Origin of the sequence: Methylocapsa sp. S129 (assembly GCF_009765995.1) — a bacterium.
GTDB lineage: Bacteria > Pseudomonadota > Alphaproteobacteria > Rhizobiales > Beijerinckiaceae > Roseiarcus.
This window is the reverse complement of sequence record NZ_LMUI01000020.1, coordinates 70585-86249: the sequence shown is the minus strand read 5'-3', so window position 1 is coordinate 86249 and position 15665 is coordinate 70585. Positions and strand designations below refer to the sequence as shown.

The following is a 15665-nucleotide window of genomic DNA, read 5'->3' as shown; positions in this document are numbered from 1 at the left end:
GTTCAGAAAAGATGAGGCCAAAATGTCTTGGACGGATGAAAGGGTCGAACTTCTGCGCCAGCTCTGGCTTGATGGCAGAAGCGCAAGTCAGATATCGGCGGAGCTTGGTTTAGGCATCACCCGCAACGCGGTGATCGGCAAAGTTCATCGGCTTGGACTATCGGGACGCGCGAAATCGACATCCCCCGCCGTTCCGCGCGTTCGGCAGCGGCCCGCGCCAACGCCCCGAGCGCCCATGGCGAGCCGGCCGAGCGGCGGCGGCGGCCATTCCGTGCGGGGAAACACAGCGCTGGCCTTTTCGATCGATACGGCGATGGAGGCCCGGCCGGTCTTTCACGAAGACGTTGTCGTTCCCATGTCGCTGCGCGTGACGATCGTGGAGCTCAAGGAAGCCATGTGCCGCTGGCCTTTGGGCGACCCGACCACGTCGGAGTTTCGCTATTGCGGCATTCAATCGTCGGGGACAGGGCCCTATTGCACCCATCACGGGCGGATGGCCTACCAGCCTGTGCAGGATCGCCGCAGGGAGCGTGAGCGCGACCGTCGCGCGATGGCGAGCCGGCCCACCGCCTAAAGTCAATCTTTGGCGTCGGCGGTCATGGATTCGCTTGAGTTTCTATTCTCGCGAGGACGTCTTTCTTATTCGCGGCTCCCTCCAGAGGGGAGGGACAACAATGCTTCTGATTATTGGCACAATAAGGCTTCCCGCAGGTCGGTTGGATGCTGCGCGGCCCGCTATGGCTTCCATGGTCGAGGCGAGCAGGGCGGAAGCTGCATGCCTGGAATATTCGTATGCCGAGGACGTGCTCGATAGAGGCCTGATCCATGTGAAGGAATGCTGGACAGATCGAACGGCGCTCGGCGCGCATTTCAGATCTGTTCACATAGCCAATTGGCGCGCAAGTTGGCCTTCTCTCGGTATCGGGGAACGAAATCTGCGCCTATACGAGGTTGGAGATCCTCAACCAATCTGACCTCACGGGCGCGTCCAGCCGCCACAAAAACTCAAACCAGCCCGCCAGCCGATGCGCTGGCGCTCACGCTTTACCGAAAGTCTCGTCGAACGAATAGCCGGTTCCGCGCACGGTTCGGATCGGATCGCGTTCGCGACCGCGCGACAGGGCTTTGCGCAGGCGACCGACATGCACATCGACCGTGCGCTCGTCGATTTCGACCGAAAGCCCCCATACGCCGTCGAGCAATTGCGAGCGCGAAAAGACGCGGCCCGGTTTTTCCAGAAGATATTCCAGCAGCCGAAACTCGGTCGGACCCAGATGCACGTCGCGCAAGCCGCGCCGCACGCGCCTGGTTTCCCGATCGAGGTCGAGATCGCCGGCCGAGAGCTTGTCGGCGATGCGCTCGGGCCGGCTGCGTCTGAGCAGCGCGCGCACACGCGCCATAAGTTCGGGCACCGAGAAGGGTTTGACGACATAATCGTCGGCGCCGACCGACAGGCCGCGCACGCGCTCGCCCTCTTCGCCCCGCGCGGTCAACATGATGACGGGCAGAGTCCGCGTGCCCTCGCGGGCGCGCAACCGCCGGCAGATTTCCAGACCCGAGACGCCGGGCAGCATCCAGTCGAGAATCAACAGATCGGGCGGGCTCTCGACGAGCCTGAGTTCAGCCTCGTCGCCGCGCTCGACGCATTCGGCGACATAGCCTTCCGCCTCCAGATTATAGGCGAGAAGCAAGGCAAGATCGGATTCGTCTTCCACAACGAGAATCCGCGGCGAGGTCGATGTGGCGGCGCGCGCCGGCTCTCTGCGTTCTTCGTTCATTTCGCAGCCGTCCCAAAGGAAGCAACGTTGAGGTCAGGGCGTCCCTTGGGACGTTCGGCCGGAAGCGTGCCGCCGGTGACCAGGTAAAAAACCGTTTCCGCGATATTGGTGGCGTGATCGCCGATACGCTCGATATTCTTTGAGCAGAACAGAAGGTGTGCGCAGAACGAGATATTGCGCGGGTCTTCCATCATATGCGTCAAAAGATCGCGAAAAACGGAATCCTCAAGCGCGTCAAGCTCGGCGTCGCGCGTCCACACCGCCTGCGCCCGTTCGACGTCACGCTGCGCATAGGCGTCGAGCACGTCCTTCATCAGCTCCGTCGCCAATTCGTTCATATGTTTGAGGCCGACGAGCGCACGCGGCAGGCGCGCCTCCTGACCAATCGTCACCGTCCTCTTGGCGATATTCTTGGCGAGATCGCCGACCCGTTCGAGATCGCCGGCAATGCGGATCGCGCCGATGATCTCGCGCAGATCGACAGCCATCGGCTGGCGGCGCGCGATGGTCAGAATCGCCTGTTCCTCGATCTCGCGCTGAATGGCGTCAAGACGCGGATCGGCCGCAATGACCTGCTGGGCGAGGACGAGATCGACATTGCTCAACGCATCCATCGCGTCGATCACCATTTTTTCCGCGATCCCGCCCATTTCGGCAATGCGCCGCCCGAGCTCGTCAAGTTCCTTGTCGTAAGCTCTGACAATATGTTCGCTCATAAGAGGTCTCCGCTCAGCCGAAGCGTCCGGTGATATAGTCCTGCGTGCGCTTCTCGCGCGGCGAGGTGAACACCTTGCTTGTGTCGTCGAATTCGACGAGTTCGCCCAGATACATGAAGGCGGTGAATTGCGACACGCGCGCCGCCTGCTGCATGTTGTGCGTGACGATCGCGATCGTGTAGCTATCCTTCAGCTCGTCGATCAGCTCCTCGATCTTGGAGGTCGAAATTGGATCGAGCGCCGAGCAAGGCTCGTCGAGCAGAATGACTTCCGGGGAGACCGCGACGGTGCGGGCAATGCACAGGCGCTGCTGCTGTCCGCCGGACAGGCTCAGGCCGCTCGCCGTCAATTTGTCCTTGACCTCGCCCCAGAGCGCGGCGCCCTTCAACGCCTCCTCAACGCGACCGTCGAGTTCGCTGCGCGGTACTTTTTCGTAGAGTTTGATGCCGAACGCTATGTTGTCGTAGATCGACATCGGGAACGGCGTCGGCTTCTGGAAGACCATGCCGACGCGCGAGCGCAGGAGATTAAGATCCTGACGCGGATCAAGCAGGTTTTGCCCGTCGAGCAGAACCTCACCCTCGGCGCGTTGCTTGGGATAAAGATCGTACATCCGGTTCAAAACGCGCAAGAGCGTCGACTTGCCGCAACCCGACGGGCCGATGAAGGAGGTCACGTTGTTGGCGTAGAGTGGCAGATTGATGCCTTTCAAGGCCATCGTGTCGCCGTAGTAGAACTTGAGGTTGCGCACGGAAATCTTTTGCGGCAACCCATGTCCTGGAAGGGGAGCCGCGACGGCTGCGACGGTCTCGGTCATGGTCATTTCTGCGTCCTTTGCGCACTCAGCACACGCGCCGCGATCGAAAGCGTCAGAACCGCAAGGGTTATGATGAGCGCTCCCGTCCAGGCCAATTGTTGCCAGTTGGCGTAGCCCTTGCCGGCGAAATTGTTGATGACCACCGGCAGGTTCGCCATCTGTTTGGTGAGATCGAGACTGAAGAACTGGTCCGACTGCACGGTGAACAGCAGGGGCGCCGTCTCGCCGGCGGCCCGGGCGACGGCAAGCAAGACGCCGGTGATCAGGCCGGCCCGCGCCGCCTTGTAGGCGATCTTCAGCACCACATGCGAACGCGGCAGGCCCAGCGCCGAGGCGGCCTCGCGTAGCGGATTGGGGACCAGGAGCAGCATGTCCTCCGTGGTCCGCACAACGACGGGAATAACGATGACGGCAAGCGCCAGGGCGCCGGCTATGGCGGAATAACCGACGATGCGATGCTCGATGCCTTCCGTGATCAGCGCCGCGTAGATAAAGAGGCCGATGATGATCGAGGGCGCGCTGAGCAGAATGTCGTTGACGAAGCGAATATAGAAGGTCAGGCGAGAATACCGGCCGTATTCGGCCATATAGGTGCCCGCCAGAATGCCGATCGGAGTCCCGATGCCGACGCCAAGCGCTGTCATGATGAGCGATCCGACGATGGCGTTGCGGAGGCCGCCGCCCTCTGTATTCGGCCCCGGCGTGTCGTGCGTGAACACATCAAGGTTGATGCCGGCGAAACCGTTCCAGAACAGAGTGATCAGAATCAACGCCAGCCAAGCCAGGCCGAATAGGGTGGCGGCCCAGCAAAGGCCCATCATGATTCGGTTGGCGGCGCGGCGAGAGGCGTAGGACGCCATGGTCAGGCTCCCGCCTTGCGCTCGATGCGCATCAGCATGATTCTCGCGGCGGCCAAAACGAAGAAGGTGATGACGAACAAAAGCAGGCCGAGTTCCAGCAACGCCGAGCGGTAGATGCCGTCCGATTCCTGAAATTCGTTGGCGATGGTCGCCGAAATCGTCGTCGCCGGCGATAGCAGCGACGCGGCGATCGTGTGAGAATTGCCGATGACGAAAGTCACCGCCATTGTCTCGCCGAGCGCGCGGCCAAGGCCCAGCATGACGCCCCCGACCACGCCAACGCGCGTATAGGGCACCACCACATTTTTCGCGACCTCCCAGGTCGTGCAGCCAAGGCCATACGCCGCCTCCTTCAGAACCGCTGGGACGGTGGAGAAAACGTCGCGGGAAATCGCGGTGACGAAGGGCAGCACCATGATGGCGAGAATCAGAGCGGCGGTCAGCAGCGTCTGGCCGAAAAACGGCGTCAGCGTAAAGAAGCCCCAGATCCCATAAATGATCGACGGAATGCCCGCCAGCAATTCAATGGCGATGCCGATCGGGCGGCGCAGCGCCGCCGGGCAGAGTTCGGTGAGGAAAATCGCGATCCCGAGGCCGATTGGGACGGCAATGAGCATGGCGATAAACGAAGTCATCAACGTGCCGTAGATCGGCGAGAGCGCGCCAAAGATCTCCTTGTTCACGCTCCAGCGTTCGCCATACAGGAATCCGACGCCGAATTTCGCTATGGCGGGCCACGCGCCGACGATCAGCGACAGAATGATGGCGCCCAACAAGATCAGCACGAAAAGCGCGGCAACGAACGTGACGTTGTGAAACACCCGATCTGTCAGGCGAAATATGCCGACCGCGCTGATCCGCTGCTGCTGGGCCGACAGGCTCTTGCCCTCGGCGTTGCTGAGCGTGACATCAGCCATCTGCGCGTCCTGTGTTGGGGGTGGGCCGGCGGCGGGACGTCCCGCCGCCGGCAGGATCTGTTTACTTGGTCTTGATCTGGCCGGCCCAGGTCTGCTTGATCATGGCGACCACCGCGGCTGGCATCGGAATGTAGTCGAGATCCTCGGCCATCTTGTCTCCGCTGGCGAAGGCCCAGTCGAAGAATTTCAACGCCTCGGCGGAGGCCGCCTTATCAACGGGCTCCTTGTACATGAGAATGAAGGTGGCGGCGGTCAGCGGCCAGGACGCGGCCCCCGGCTCGTTGGTCAGCACTTCGTAATAGCCGGTCGCTTCCGACCATTTGGCGTTGGCGGCGGCGGACTGGAAGGCTGGAACGGTCGGCTCGACCTTCTTGCCGTCCTGGTTGATCATGTCGGTATAGGTGAGCTTCTGCTGCTTGGCGTAGGCGTATTCGACGTAGCCGATCGCGCCTTTGGTCTGGCCGACCGTGCCGGCGACGCCGTCATTGCCCTTGGCGCCGACGCCAGCGGGCCATTCCGGGCTCTGGCTGACGCCGACTTTGTCGTGCCAATCGGGCGAAACCTTGTCGAGATAATTGGTGAAGTTGAACGTCGTGCCCGAGCCGTCGGCGCGGTGAACGACCGTGATTGGAGCGGACGGCAGCTTGGCGTCCGGATTCAGCTTCTTGATCGCAGCATCGTCCCAGCTCTTGATATTGCCGAGATAAATGTTGGCGAGCGTCGCGCCGTCGATCACGATGTCGCCAGACTTCACGCCGTCGATGTTCACGACGGCGACAATGCCGCCCATCACCATCGGCCACTGGATGAGACCGGATTTGGCCTGATTTTCGAGGGTTTGCGGAATGTCGGACGCGCCGAACGTGACCGTCTTGGCCAGGATCGCCTTGATGCCGCCGCCCGAACCTATCGCCTGATAGTTGAGGCCATTGCCCGTGTCTTTCTTATAGGCTTCGGCCCATTTGGCGTAGAGCGGGAAAGGGAACGTCGCGCCCGCTCCGGATATATCGGCCGCGCTGGCGCCGACGACGCTGGCGACAACAATCGCCGCGCTCGCTAAAGATCTGAACAACATGAATGCCTCTTTCTGCCCGTTTCGAACTCAGGCCGCCGATCGCCGCCTGCGCGCCGCCAGCATGCGGCACGGAGTTCTAGGGGATCAGTTCCGTCTTCTTATGACATTCATGTTACAGGACGGTGACGTTGTAGAATCCTGTAAATAAAGCGTTTTCATCCGATATGATTGGGATGAAGCGGCGCCATGGCGGCGAAAGTCGAGCCGTGCCCGATTTGGCTGGAGATCGTCAGGCGTCCGCGATGGCGCGCCATGATATGTTTGACGATCGCCAACCCGAGCCCCGTTCCTCCCTTGGAGCGGCTCTGACCGGCGTCAATACGATAGAAACGCTCGGTCAGTCGCGGCAGGTGCTCGGGCGCTATGCCGCGCCCGTAATCGCGCACACTCAGCCAACCCTCGCGCGCCGTCCGCGTCACGGCGACCTCCACGCGCTCGGCGTTCGAGCCGTCGGTGGCCGTCCCGTATTTGATCGCGTTTTCAATCAGGTTTTCCGCGACGCGCACCAGTTCGTCGCGGTCGCCCGCGACGATGACGGGCTGACTCGCCTCCACCTTGAGTTCGACGCCCATTTCCTCAGCCATGGGGGCCAGCGTGTCCGCCACATGCCGCGCCACAAGCGCCAGATCGATAGGCGCTTCCGGGCGCACATGCTGATTCTGCTCGATGCGCGATAGGGACAACAGGTCGTCGACGAGGCGCGCCATCCGGCGCCCCTGTTCGCGCATGATGCCGAGAAACTTTTCGCGCGCGCGGGAATCGTCGCGGGCTGGCCCTTGCAAAGTATCGACGAAGCCAAGCAGCGAAGCCAAAGGCGTGCGCAATTCATGGCTCGCATTGGCGATGAAATCGACGCGCATGCGCTCGACCCTTCGGGTCTCGGTCAGGTCGCGCAACGTCAATAAAGCAGCCCCGATCTCGCCGGTCGAGGCGGGCAGCGGCGCCACGCAGACATCGAACAGGCGTTCGACGGGAACGCGCTCGCTCCACAGGACCGTCTCCGCTTTGCCGCTCGCCATCACTCTGCGCAAACTGTCGAGAACGTCCGGCGCGCGCAGCGCCAAAACCAGCGGCTCGCCAATCTTCATGGCCGGCAGCAGCGCGAGGGCTGGATCATTGGCGGCAGACAATCGCCCATCCGCCCCGACGATAATCGCGGGCTCGGGCATGGCGCCGATCAGATTCGCACAGAATCGCGATCGGATCTCGTCGTCCAGTTCTCGTCTCGCCTTTTTATTCATGATTGCCGCAGCCTTCGCGCAATGACTTCCCGCGAGCCGACCTCCGCTTCACCGGGAAATGCCTTGAAGCGGCCCATGGATCAACTTTCGTCGACATCCCCCGACGCTTCCATCGCTTCGCGCAGCGAACGCCAGCGTCGCGCGGCCTCATGCGCGCCGAGCAGAGCCATCGCGAGAATGAAAGGGATCAGGTAATAGATTGCGCGGAATAAGAGAAGCGAGGCAAGCAGGGATTCGCTCGGACCGCCGACGCCCTTGAGCATCGTTGCTTCAAATACGCCAAGGCCGCCCGGCGCATTGCTCGCGATGCCGAGCATGCACGCGAAAGAGTAGAGGGCGCAGAACGTCAAAAACGCGAGTCCGTGGCCGTGCGGCAAAAGCACGTAGAGCACGCCCGCGGCCGAACAGACGTCGACGACGCCCAGGATCATTTGCCCCAACGTCAGCACCGGACCCGGCAGCGCCAGATTGAAAACGACGGGCTTCGCCCGCCATTTGCGCACGCCCACCCAGATGAAATAGGCGACGAGAGCGCCGATAACGCCAAGGCCGATCAATTGATTGGCCAGCGCATGAAAATGATTGATGTCGCCGATGGCCTGCGCTTCGAAGAGGAAGCCGATGCCAACGATCAGGCCCATGCCCAGCCAGAATGTGATGCCGGCGATCGCCGTCAGGCTCGCGACCTTGCCCGCCGAAAGTCCAGCGGGGCCATAGATCCAATAGCGTACGGCGCCGCCGGTAATGAGCGGAAAGCCAAGCGTGAAGGAGACGGCGTAGCTCGTAAAGGAGGCGAGCGCGGTCAGTTTATAGGGCACTTTGACGTGCAGATGCCTCAACGCCAGCCCGTCATAGCCGGTCAAGGCGAGATAAGAGAGCGCCGACAAAGCAAAGGCGAGCGCAATCTGATCCAGCCCCGTGGCGGCGAATGCGCCTTCGAGCTGATGCGGGTCGACTCTGATGATCGTGCGGAAAAAGAAAAACAGCGATATCGAGACGATGGCGAGACTCGCCGCCAATCCCAAGCGGTGCAGGAATATGCGGTTTTGGCGAATTAGTAGCGCGATTCTGGCGCCCCGAAGGGCGCCTTTCGTTTGTTGGGTCCGTTCAGTCGCCGCGTCGATCGGCAGGCGATCCCTGTTCTCGTCCAGCATGCCTCGCCCATCATCCGACCGCGCCGGCAGCGTATATGCTTGGACAATGCGCCGGGGGCAAGACCGGGCCAAACCGGACCGGGCGAGGGCCTGATTTCACCCCAGCGCGACGCGCTGCTTCGTGCGCCAGGACAGGTTGGCGGCGTCGGCGAGCAGATTGGCGCGCAAGCCATCCTCGCCATTGGGGCGTGGTGCGACGCCGGCGCTCGCCGCTTTGACGAAGGCGTCGAGTTCGTCGCGATAGGCGGCGGCGTAGCGCTCCAAGAAGAAATTGAGAACCTTGTCGCTGGCGAAACCCTGCGCCCCGGCGAATTCAACCGAGGTCTCCCGGATGTTGTCGGCGCGCAGCATGCCTTTGGAGCCATGCGCCTCGATGCGCTGGTCATAGCCATAGGTCGCGCGGCGCGAATTGGAGATCTGGGCGACTTTGCCCGATTTCGTCTCCAGAATGACGACGGCCGTATCGACATCGCCGGCCTCGCCGATCGCCTTGTCGACCAAAGCCGAACCCATCGCGCTCACGGCGACAGGCTCTTCGCCCAGGAGGAAACGGGCCATATCGAAGTCATGGATCATCATGTCGCGGAACAGGCCGCCGGACCGCGAGATATAGGATACGGGCGGCGGGCTTGGATCGCGCGAGGTGATCTGGACAATCTCGACAGCGCCGATGGCGCCGTCCCTGATGCGCTGCTGGAGGGAAGCGAAATTCGGGTCGAAGCGCCGGTTGAAGCCGACCATCAGGATCGCGCCCGTCGCGGCGACCACTTCGAGGCAAGCGCGCACGCGGTTGGCGTCGAGATCGACCGGCTTTTCGCAAAAGATCGCTTTTTTCGCGCGCGCCGCCTTCTCGATGAGATCGGCATGCATGTCGGTCGGAGCGCAGATCGCGACGGCGTCAATTTCGTTCGAGGCCAGAATGGCGTCGATCTCGGCGACCCGGCCGCCGGTCGCTTCGGCGAGCGATTGCGCCGCGGAACGATCCGCGTCCGCGATCAAACGGACCTCGCAATCTTTACGCGCCGCGACATTCGAAGCATGGATCTTGCCAATCCGTCCCGCGCCGATAATTCCAAACCTCATGGTCCATTCCCTCGCCGTCTCGATGGTCGATTGCCTCTTTCAAAAAAGAATACACATTCTATCTTGACTTGTGAATAGAATTTTTGTTTCATTCCGGTCGAAACGGAGCTGATTTTGATCCCGTCGCGTCGCGAGGCTGAACCCCTGCGGCAAGTCCTTTCACAACATCCGGGAGCGCCATAAGCTCTCGACAAGAAGAGGAAACGCCATGACAGGCAATTCTGGGCCCAAGCGCGCGGAATATCGCGGCCCAGCCAATTTGAACGGCAAGGTCGCCGTCATCACCGGCGGCTCGCAGGGCCTGGGCGAGGCGATCGCCCGGCTTTTCGCCGAGCGCGGCGCGGCGGGCCTCGTCATTTGCGGGCGCAACAAGGCCAATGGCGCGCGTGTGGCCGCGGAAATCGAGGCGACCGGCTGCCCAACCTCGTTCGTCGCGGCTGATCTTGGCAGCGTCGCCGATTGCCGCGAGGTCATCGGCGAGGCGGATCGCCGCTTTAAGAGAATTGACGTTTTGGTCAATGCCGCCGGCCTCACCGATCGCGGCAATATTTTCGACACGACCGAAGAACGCTTCAACGAGATTTTCAACGTCAACGTCCGCGCGCCTTTCTTCCTGATCCAGGAGACGGCGAAGATCATGCGCCGCGAGAAAACCGCCGGCTCGATCATCAACATCCAATCGATGTCCGCCCATGGCGGCCAACCGTTCATCACGGCCTATTGCGCCTCCAAGGGCGCGCTCGCGACCTTGACCAGAAATGCCGCGCATTCGCTGATCAAATTCCGCATCCGCGTCAACGGCCTCAATATCGGCTGGATGGCGACGCCGGGCGAAGACCGCATCATGAAGACCTATCACGGCGCGAAGGACGGCTGGCTCGATGAAGCCGTCAAATCACGCCCGTTCGGGCGCCTCATCGACCCCCATGAGGTCGCGCGCGCCTGCGCCTATCTCGGCTCCGAAGAATCGGGACTGATGACCGGCTCGAATATCGACTTTGACCAGACGATCGTCGGCGTCAGCGATCCGCCGATCGAACCGTAAGCTTGGCGCACGCCGATCAAATGGGCCGAAGAATTCCCTTCCCCCTTGTGGGGGAGGGAGAAACAGCGCTCGCGAAGCGCCAAGAACCAGGAATTGCCGCTCGTGTCCGAGCCAACCCTCGACGTCATCACCATCGGCCGCTCGTCGGTCGACCTCTACGGCGCGCAGGTTGGCGGGCGCCTTGAGGATATGGCGAGCCTTTCCAAAGCAGTGGGCGGCTGCCCAACCAATATCGCGATCGGCACGGCGCGGCTGGGCCTGAAGAGCGGCCTCATCACGCGCGTCGGCGATGAACATATGGGGCGCCATATCCGCGAGCAATGCGCGCGCGAGGGCGTCTCTGTCACCGGCATTCACACCGATCCGACCCGTCTCACCTCGCTCGTGATTTTGGGCATTCGCGACGACAAGACTTTCCCGCTCATTTTCTATCGCGACAATTGCGCGGACAGCGCGCTGGATGAGAGCGACATCGACGAGACTTTCATCGCCAGCGCGAAAGCGATCGTGGTTACGGGAACGCATTTCGCCAGGCGCGACAATGCGGCCGCGCAGAATCTCGCGATTGCGTTCGCCAGAAAACACGGACGAAAGGTCGCTTTCGACGTCGACTACCGTCCGAATCTCTGGGGCCTTGCCGGGCATGGGGCTGGCGAGGAGCGCTATATCAAGTCGGAAGAAGTGTCGGCCCGGCTGCAAAAGATTCTCCCTCTCTGCGATCTGATCGTCGGGACGGAGGAGGAGTTGATGATCGCGGGCGGCGCGGATGATCCCTACGACGCCTTGAGAGCCGTGCGCGCGCTGAGCAAGGCGACGATCGTGATGAAGCGCGGGCCGATGGGTTGCGCGGTGTTCCCCGGCGCCATTCCCGCTTCCATCGAAGAGGGTCTCAAGGGCCCCGGCTTTCCGGTCGAGGTCTATAATGTGCTAGGCGCCGGCGACGCCTTCATGTCTGGTTTTCTGCGCGGATGGCTGCGCGACGAACCTATCGAGACCTGCTGCGCCTTCGCCAATGCGGGCGGCGCCTTCGCGGTATCGCGCCTTCTCTGTTCGGCCGAATATCTGACTTTTCCAGAACTGCAGCATTTCCTCAAACACGGCTCGCCGCATCGCGCGCTGCGTCACGACGCCGCCCTGAATCACATTCACTGGGCGACCACCCGCGCCAAGCAACCGCCCGGGCTGATGGCTCTGGCCATCGACCATCGCGCCCAGCTTGAGGCCATCGCCGACGAGGCGCATGCGCCGCGCGAGCGGATCGGCGCATTCAAAAAGCTTGCGGTCGAAGCGGCTGCGAAAGTCGCCGATGGCCGCGCTGGCTTTGGCATGTTGCTCGACGGCAAATATGGCCGCGAAGCCCTGTTTCGCGCGGCCGACCACGGCTTTTGGATCGGTCGTCCCGTCGAAGATCCGGGCTCCCGCCCGCTCGACTTTGAATTTGGCGGCTCGCTCGGCGCCAAGCTGATCGAATGGCCGCTGAGCCACACGATCAAATGCCTGTGCTTCTACCATCCCGACGATACGCCGGACATGAAGGCGAGACAGGAGCGCGAACTGCTGCGTCTTTACGATGCGACGCGCACAATCGGCCGGGAATTGCTGGTCGAGATCATCGCTAGCAAACATGGCGCCGTCGACGACAAGACGATTGCGAGCGTCATCGAACGGCTCTATGCGATCGGCGTCAAGCCGGACTGGTGGAAGCTCGAGAGCCAGGCCAGCGCGCAGGCATGGAGGAATATCGCCCAGGCGATCGCGAGCAACGATTCCTATTGTCGCGGCATCCTGCTGCTCGGTCTTGAGGCGAGCGAAGAGCAATTGGCGGCCTCTTTCGCCATCGCGCGTAGCTGCGATCTCGTGAGAGGTTTCGCGGTCGGGCGCACGATCTTCGCCGAGCCGGCCAAAGCATGGCTCGCTGGCGAAATCGGCGATGCGGCGGCGGTCGACCTGATGGCGCGCTCATTCGCGCGCCTTTGCAAAATGTGGCAAGACTCGTCCGGTGGGCGGGACAAGGCGCATGATTAGCGACGACGAACTTCAGGCGGCGGTCGATGCCGGGATTCTTGATTCCAATGTGCGCGACCGCCTTGTCGCCTTTGTTCGCGCGCGTTCGCGCACGGCGGTTGACGCCGCGCCGCTGGCGCCAAGGCCGAAGTTCGATGTCACTCATGTGCTCTGGTACGCCGGCGCGCTAATCGTCATCGGCGCGATGGGCCTGTTCTCCACCGCCGCCTTCGCCGCGATGGGCGGCTTCGCTCTCACCGTCACAGCCATTGTTTACGCGCTGGGTTTCGTTCTGCTCGGCCGGCGCCTGTGGCGCTCGCTGGACTTGCGCGTTCCCGGCGGTCTTTGCATAGCGGTCGCGGTCTCGCTCGCGCCGCTGGCGATCTACGGCGTCCAGGACGGCCTCAACCTGTGGAGCTTCGGCGCCCCCGGCTCCTACAAGGACTTCTTTCCTTACGTCAACGGCAATTGGGTCTATATGGAAGTCGGCGCGATCGTCGCCTCAATGATCGCGCTGCGTTTTTTCCCCTTCGCTTTCATCCTGCTGATCGCCGCCGTCGCGCTCTGGTTCATGTCGATGGACATTGTGCGCTGGTTCGGCGGCGGCGCCTTGGGCGATTGGGAATTGCGGCGGCGGGTCTCGCTCGCCTTCGGCTTGGCCATGGTCGCGGTCGCCTGGGCGCTCGACCTGCTGCGCGCCCGCCAGGGCGATTTTGGCTTCTGGCTGCATTTGTTTGGCGCGATAACGCTTTGGTCAGCGCTGGCGATGTCGGAATCGTCGACCGGATTCGGCAAGGCGCTGTTTTGCGCGATCAGCATCGCCTTCATCGCGTTCGGCCTGTTTCTCGATCGCAGGATTTACGCGGTTCTTGGCACGATTGGCGTCGCGGGCTATCTCGGCTATCTCGCCGCCGACGTCTTCCAGGACATCTTGCTGTTTTCTTTCGTCTTATCGGCGCTGGGTCTGGCGATCATATTCCTTGGAATCGCCTTCCAGCGGCGTCAGCGACAAATCAATGCCGCGATCGAAAGGCATATGCCGGCGGCGCTGCGCGCTTTGCGCCCGGCTCGCGCATTCGCCAGTTGAGTTTGGCGCGGATTGCATTCTGAATGGGAGTTCGACGCCATGAAAACGATTCGCCTCACCGCCGCGCAGGCGACCGTTCGCTTCCTCGCCCAACAGATGACCGAGGTCGACGGCAAGAAGGTCCCATTGTTTGGCGGCGTCTTCGCAATCTTTGGCCATGGCAATGTCGCCGGCCTCGGCGAAGCGCTCTATGCGGCGCGCGACAACCTGCCGACCTACCGCTCGCACAATGAACAGGCGATGGGGCTTTCGGCGGTCGCCTACGCCAAGGCGTCGCGACGCCAGCGCATGATGGTCTGCACCAGTTCGATCGGCCCTGGCGCGACCAATATGGTCACCGCCGCCGCCGTCGCTTCGGTCAATCGCCTGCCGGTTCTGTTTCTGCCGGGCGACATATTCGCCAATCGCCGGCCCGACCCGGTCCTGCAGCAGGTCGAGGATTTTGGCGATGGCACGATCAGCGCCAACGATTGTTTCAAGCCGGTGTCGCGCTATTTCGACCGCATCACGCGGCCCGAACAGATCGTGCCCGCGCTGACCCGCGCCATCAGCGTATTGACCGATCCGGCCGAATGCGGCCCCGTCACCCTCGCCTTTTGCCAGGACGTGCAGGCGGAAGCCTATGATTATCCCTTGAGCTTTTTCGAGGAGCGTCTGCATCGCCCGCGCCGGCAGGGGCCCGACGCACATGAATTGAAAGAGGCGGTCGCCGCCTTGCGCGCCGCCAAGAAGCCCTTCGTCATCTGCGGCGGCGGCGTTCTTTATTCCGACGCCGAGAAGGAGCTGCTGGCCTTCTGTCAAAAGCACGCGATCCCGATGACCGAAACGCAGGCGGGCAAATCGGCGATTCCGGCCGACCATGAACTGTCGCTCGGCGCCATCGGCGTCACTGGCACCGGCGCCGCCGACAAACTGGCTGAAGAGGCCGATGTCATTCTCGCCGTGGGCACGCGGCTCGCCGACTTCACCACCGGCTCCTGGGCCTTGTTCCAGAATCCGGCGCGTCGCTTCATCGGCCTCAATGTTCAGGTCTTCGACGCGATCAAGCACAGCGCCCTGCCGCTCGTCGCCGACGCGCGCGCCGGGCTCGCGGCCCTGGACGCGGCGTTAGGCGACTGGAAGGCGCCCGACGTCTGGCGCCAATCGGCGGTCGAAGCCAAAGCCGAATGGATGAAAGTCGCCGCCCGCTATATCGCCCCGACCAATCTCGAACTGCCCTCCGACGCGCAAGTGCTCGGCGCCCTGCAGCGGGTCGGCTTGGCCACTGATATCGTGGTCTGCGCGGCGGGCGGCCTGCCCGGCGAATTGCACAAGCATTGGCAGGCGGGCGCGCCGCTCGGCTATCACGCGGAATATGGCTATTCCTGCATGGGCTATGAAATCGCCGGTGCGCTCGGCGTGAAAATGGCGCAGCCGAATCGCGAAGTGATCGTCTCGCTCGGCGACGGCTCCTATCTCATGATGAATTCGGAGATCGCGACCTCGGTGATGCTCGGCCTGAAGCTGATCATTGTCGTCAACGACAATCGGGGCTTTGCCTGCATCAATCGGCTGCAGCGCGCGACGGGGGGAGAATCCTTCAACAACCTGCTTCGCGACACGCGCCACGAGACGCTGCCCACCGTCGATTTCGTCGCCCATGCGCGCAGCCTTGGCGCTGAGGCGGTCAAGGTGAAATCGATCGACGAATTGGAGACAGCGTTCACAAAAGCGCGTAAGGCCAAGGCGACCCAGGTGATCGTGATCGACACCGATCCGATGGCGATCACCGACGCCGGCGGCGCGTGGTGGGATGTCGCGGTGCCGGAAGTGTCATCGCGCGAAACCGTCGTCGCGGCCCGCGACAATTATGAGAAGGCGCTCGCCGCCCAGCGCGTTGGAGATTGAA

15 protein-coding genes are annotated in these 15665 nt (G+C 62.4%); 6 read left to right on the top strand and 9 right to left on the bottom strand.

Annotated features, from left to right (window positions below; genetic code table 11):
* The first annotated feature begins 22 nt into the window (after positions 1-22).
* Positions 23-574: a GcrA family cell cycle regulator gene (locus tag GSQ90_RS13130; protein WP_158815288.1), complete on the top strand. Its 552-nt coding sequence runs from the start codon at positions 23-25 to the stop codon at positions 572-574.
* A gap of 100 nt (positions 575-674) precedes the next feature.
* Complete coding sequence (locus GSQ90_RS13125) at positions 675-974, top strand: putative quinol monooxygenase (protein WP_158815287.1); 300 nt, start codon at positions 675-677, stop codon at positions 972-974.
* Positions 975-1037: 63 nt separating this feature from the next.
* Here GSQ90_RS13125 and phoB read toward each other — a convergent pair whose 3' ends face one another.
* From phoB to iolG, 9 genes are all read right to left on the bottom strand, one after another.
* Positions 1038-1778 carry a phosphate regulon transcriptional regulator PhoB gene (phoB, locus tag GSQ90_RS13120; RefSeq protein WP_158815286.1) on the bottom strand — a complete coding sequence of 247 codons (741 nt, stop codon included), beginning with the start codon at positions 1776-1778 and terminating at the stop codon, positions 1038-1040.
* Complete coding sequence (gene phoU, locus GSQ90_RS13115) at positions 1775-2494, bottom strand: phosphate signaling complex protein PhoU (RefSeq protein ID WP_158815285.1); 720 nt, start codon at positions 2492-2494, stop codon at positions 1775-1777. Before phoU ends, phoB begins: the two co-directional genes overlap by 4 nt.
* A 13-nt stretch (positions 2495-2507) precedes the next feature.
* The gene (gene pstB / locus GSQ90_RS13110) at positions 2508-3311 is read right to left on the bottom strand and encodes a phosphate ABC transporter ATP-binding protein PstB (RefSeq protein WP_158815521.1); all 804 of its coding nucleotides are present in this window, start codon (positions 3309-3311) and stop codon (positions 2508-2510) included.
* A gap of 2 nt (positions 3312-3313) precedes the next feature.
* On the bottom strand, positions 3314-4171 hold the full coding sequence (gene pstA / locus GSQ90_RS13105; protein WP_158815284.1) for a phosphate ABC transporter permease PstA: 858 nt from the start codon (positions 4169-4171) through the stop codon (positions 3314-3316).
* 2 nt (positions 4172-4173) lie between these two features.
* Positions 4174-5088 (bottom strand): phosphate ABC transporter permease subunit PstC, encoded by a 915-nt coding sequence (gene pstC, locus GSQ90_RS13100; RefSeq protein ID WP_158815283.1) that lies wholly within the window; start codon positions 5086-5088, stop codon positions 4174-4176.
* 61 nt (positions 5089-5149) lie between these two features.
* On the bottom strand, positions 5150-6163 hold the full coding sequence (pstS, locus tag GSQ90_RS13095; protein WP_158815282.1) for a phosphate ABC transporter substrate-binding protein PstS: 1014 nt from the start codon (positions 6161-6163) through the stop codon (positions 5150-5152).
* A gap of 155 nt (positions 6164-6318) precedes the next feature.
* Complete coding sequence (locus tag GSQ90_RS13090) at positions 6319-7404, bottom strand: ATP-binding protein (protein WP_158815281.1); 1086 nt, start codon at positions 7402-7404, stop codon at positions 6319-6321.
* Positions 7405-7484: 80 nt separating this feature from the next.
* Positions 7485-8558, bottom strand: a complete 1074-nt coding sequence (locus tag GSQ90_RS13085) for a lysylphosphatidylglycerol synthase domain-containing protein (RefSeq protein WP_158815280.1) — start codon at positions 8556-8558, stop codon at positions 7485-7487.
* Between the two features lie 96 nt (positions 8559-8654).
* A complete protein-coding gene (iolG, locus tag GSQ90_RS13080) occupies positions 8655-9641 on the bottom strand; it encodes an inositol 2-dehydrogenase (RefSeq protein ID WP_158815279.1) in 987 nt (328 codons plus the stop codon).
* A gap of 208 nt (positions 9642-9849) precedes the next feature.
* Here iolG and GSQ90_RS13075 point away from each other — a divergent pair, with 208 nt between their 5' ends.
* The 4 genes from GSQ90_RS13075 to iolD all read left to right on the top strand — a co-directional run bounded on the left by GSQ90_RS13075 (position 9850) and on the right by iolD (position 15664).
* A complete protein-coding gene (locus tag GSQ90_RS13075; protein WP_158815278.1) occupies positions 9850-10686 on the top strand; it encodes an SDR family oxidoreductase in 837 nt (278 codons plus the stop codon).
* Positions 10687-10788: 102 nt separating this feature from the next.
* Positions 10789-12711, top strand: coding sequence for a 5-dehydro-2-deoxygluconokinase (gene iolC, locus GSQ90_RS13070; RefSeq protein ID WP_158815277.1), 1923 nt, complete (start codon positions 10789-10791; stop codon positions 12709-12711).
* Positions 12704-13777: a hypothetical protein gene (locus tag GSQ90_RS13065; protein WP_158815276.1), complete on the top strand. Its 1074-nt coding sequence runs from the start codon at positions 12704-12706 to the stop codon at positions 13775-13777. Before iolC ends, GSQ90_RS13065 begins: the two co-directional genes overlap by 8 nt.
* Before the next feature lie 39 nt (positions 13778-13816).
* Positions 13817-15664: a 3D-(3,5/4)-trihydroxycyclohexane-1,2-dione acylhydrolase (decyclizing) gene (gene iolD / locus GSQ90_RS13060; RefSeq protein ID WP_158815275.1), complete on the top strand. Its 1848-nt coding sequence runs from the start codon at positions 13817-13819 to the stop codon at positions 15662-15664.
* The last annotated feature ends 1 nt before the right edge of the window (position 15665 follow it).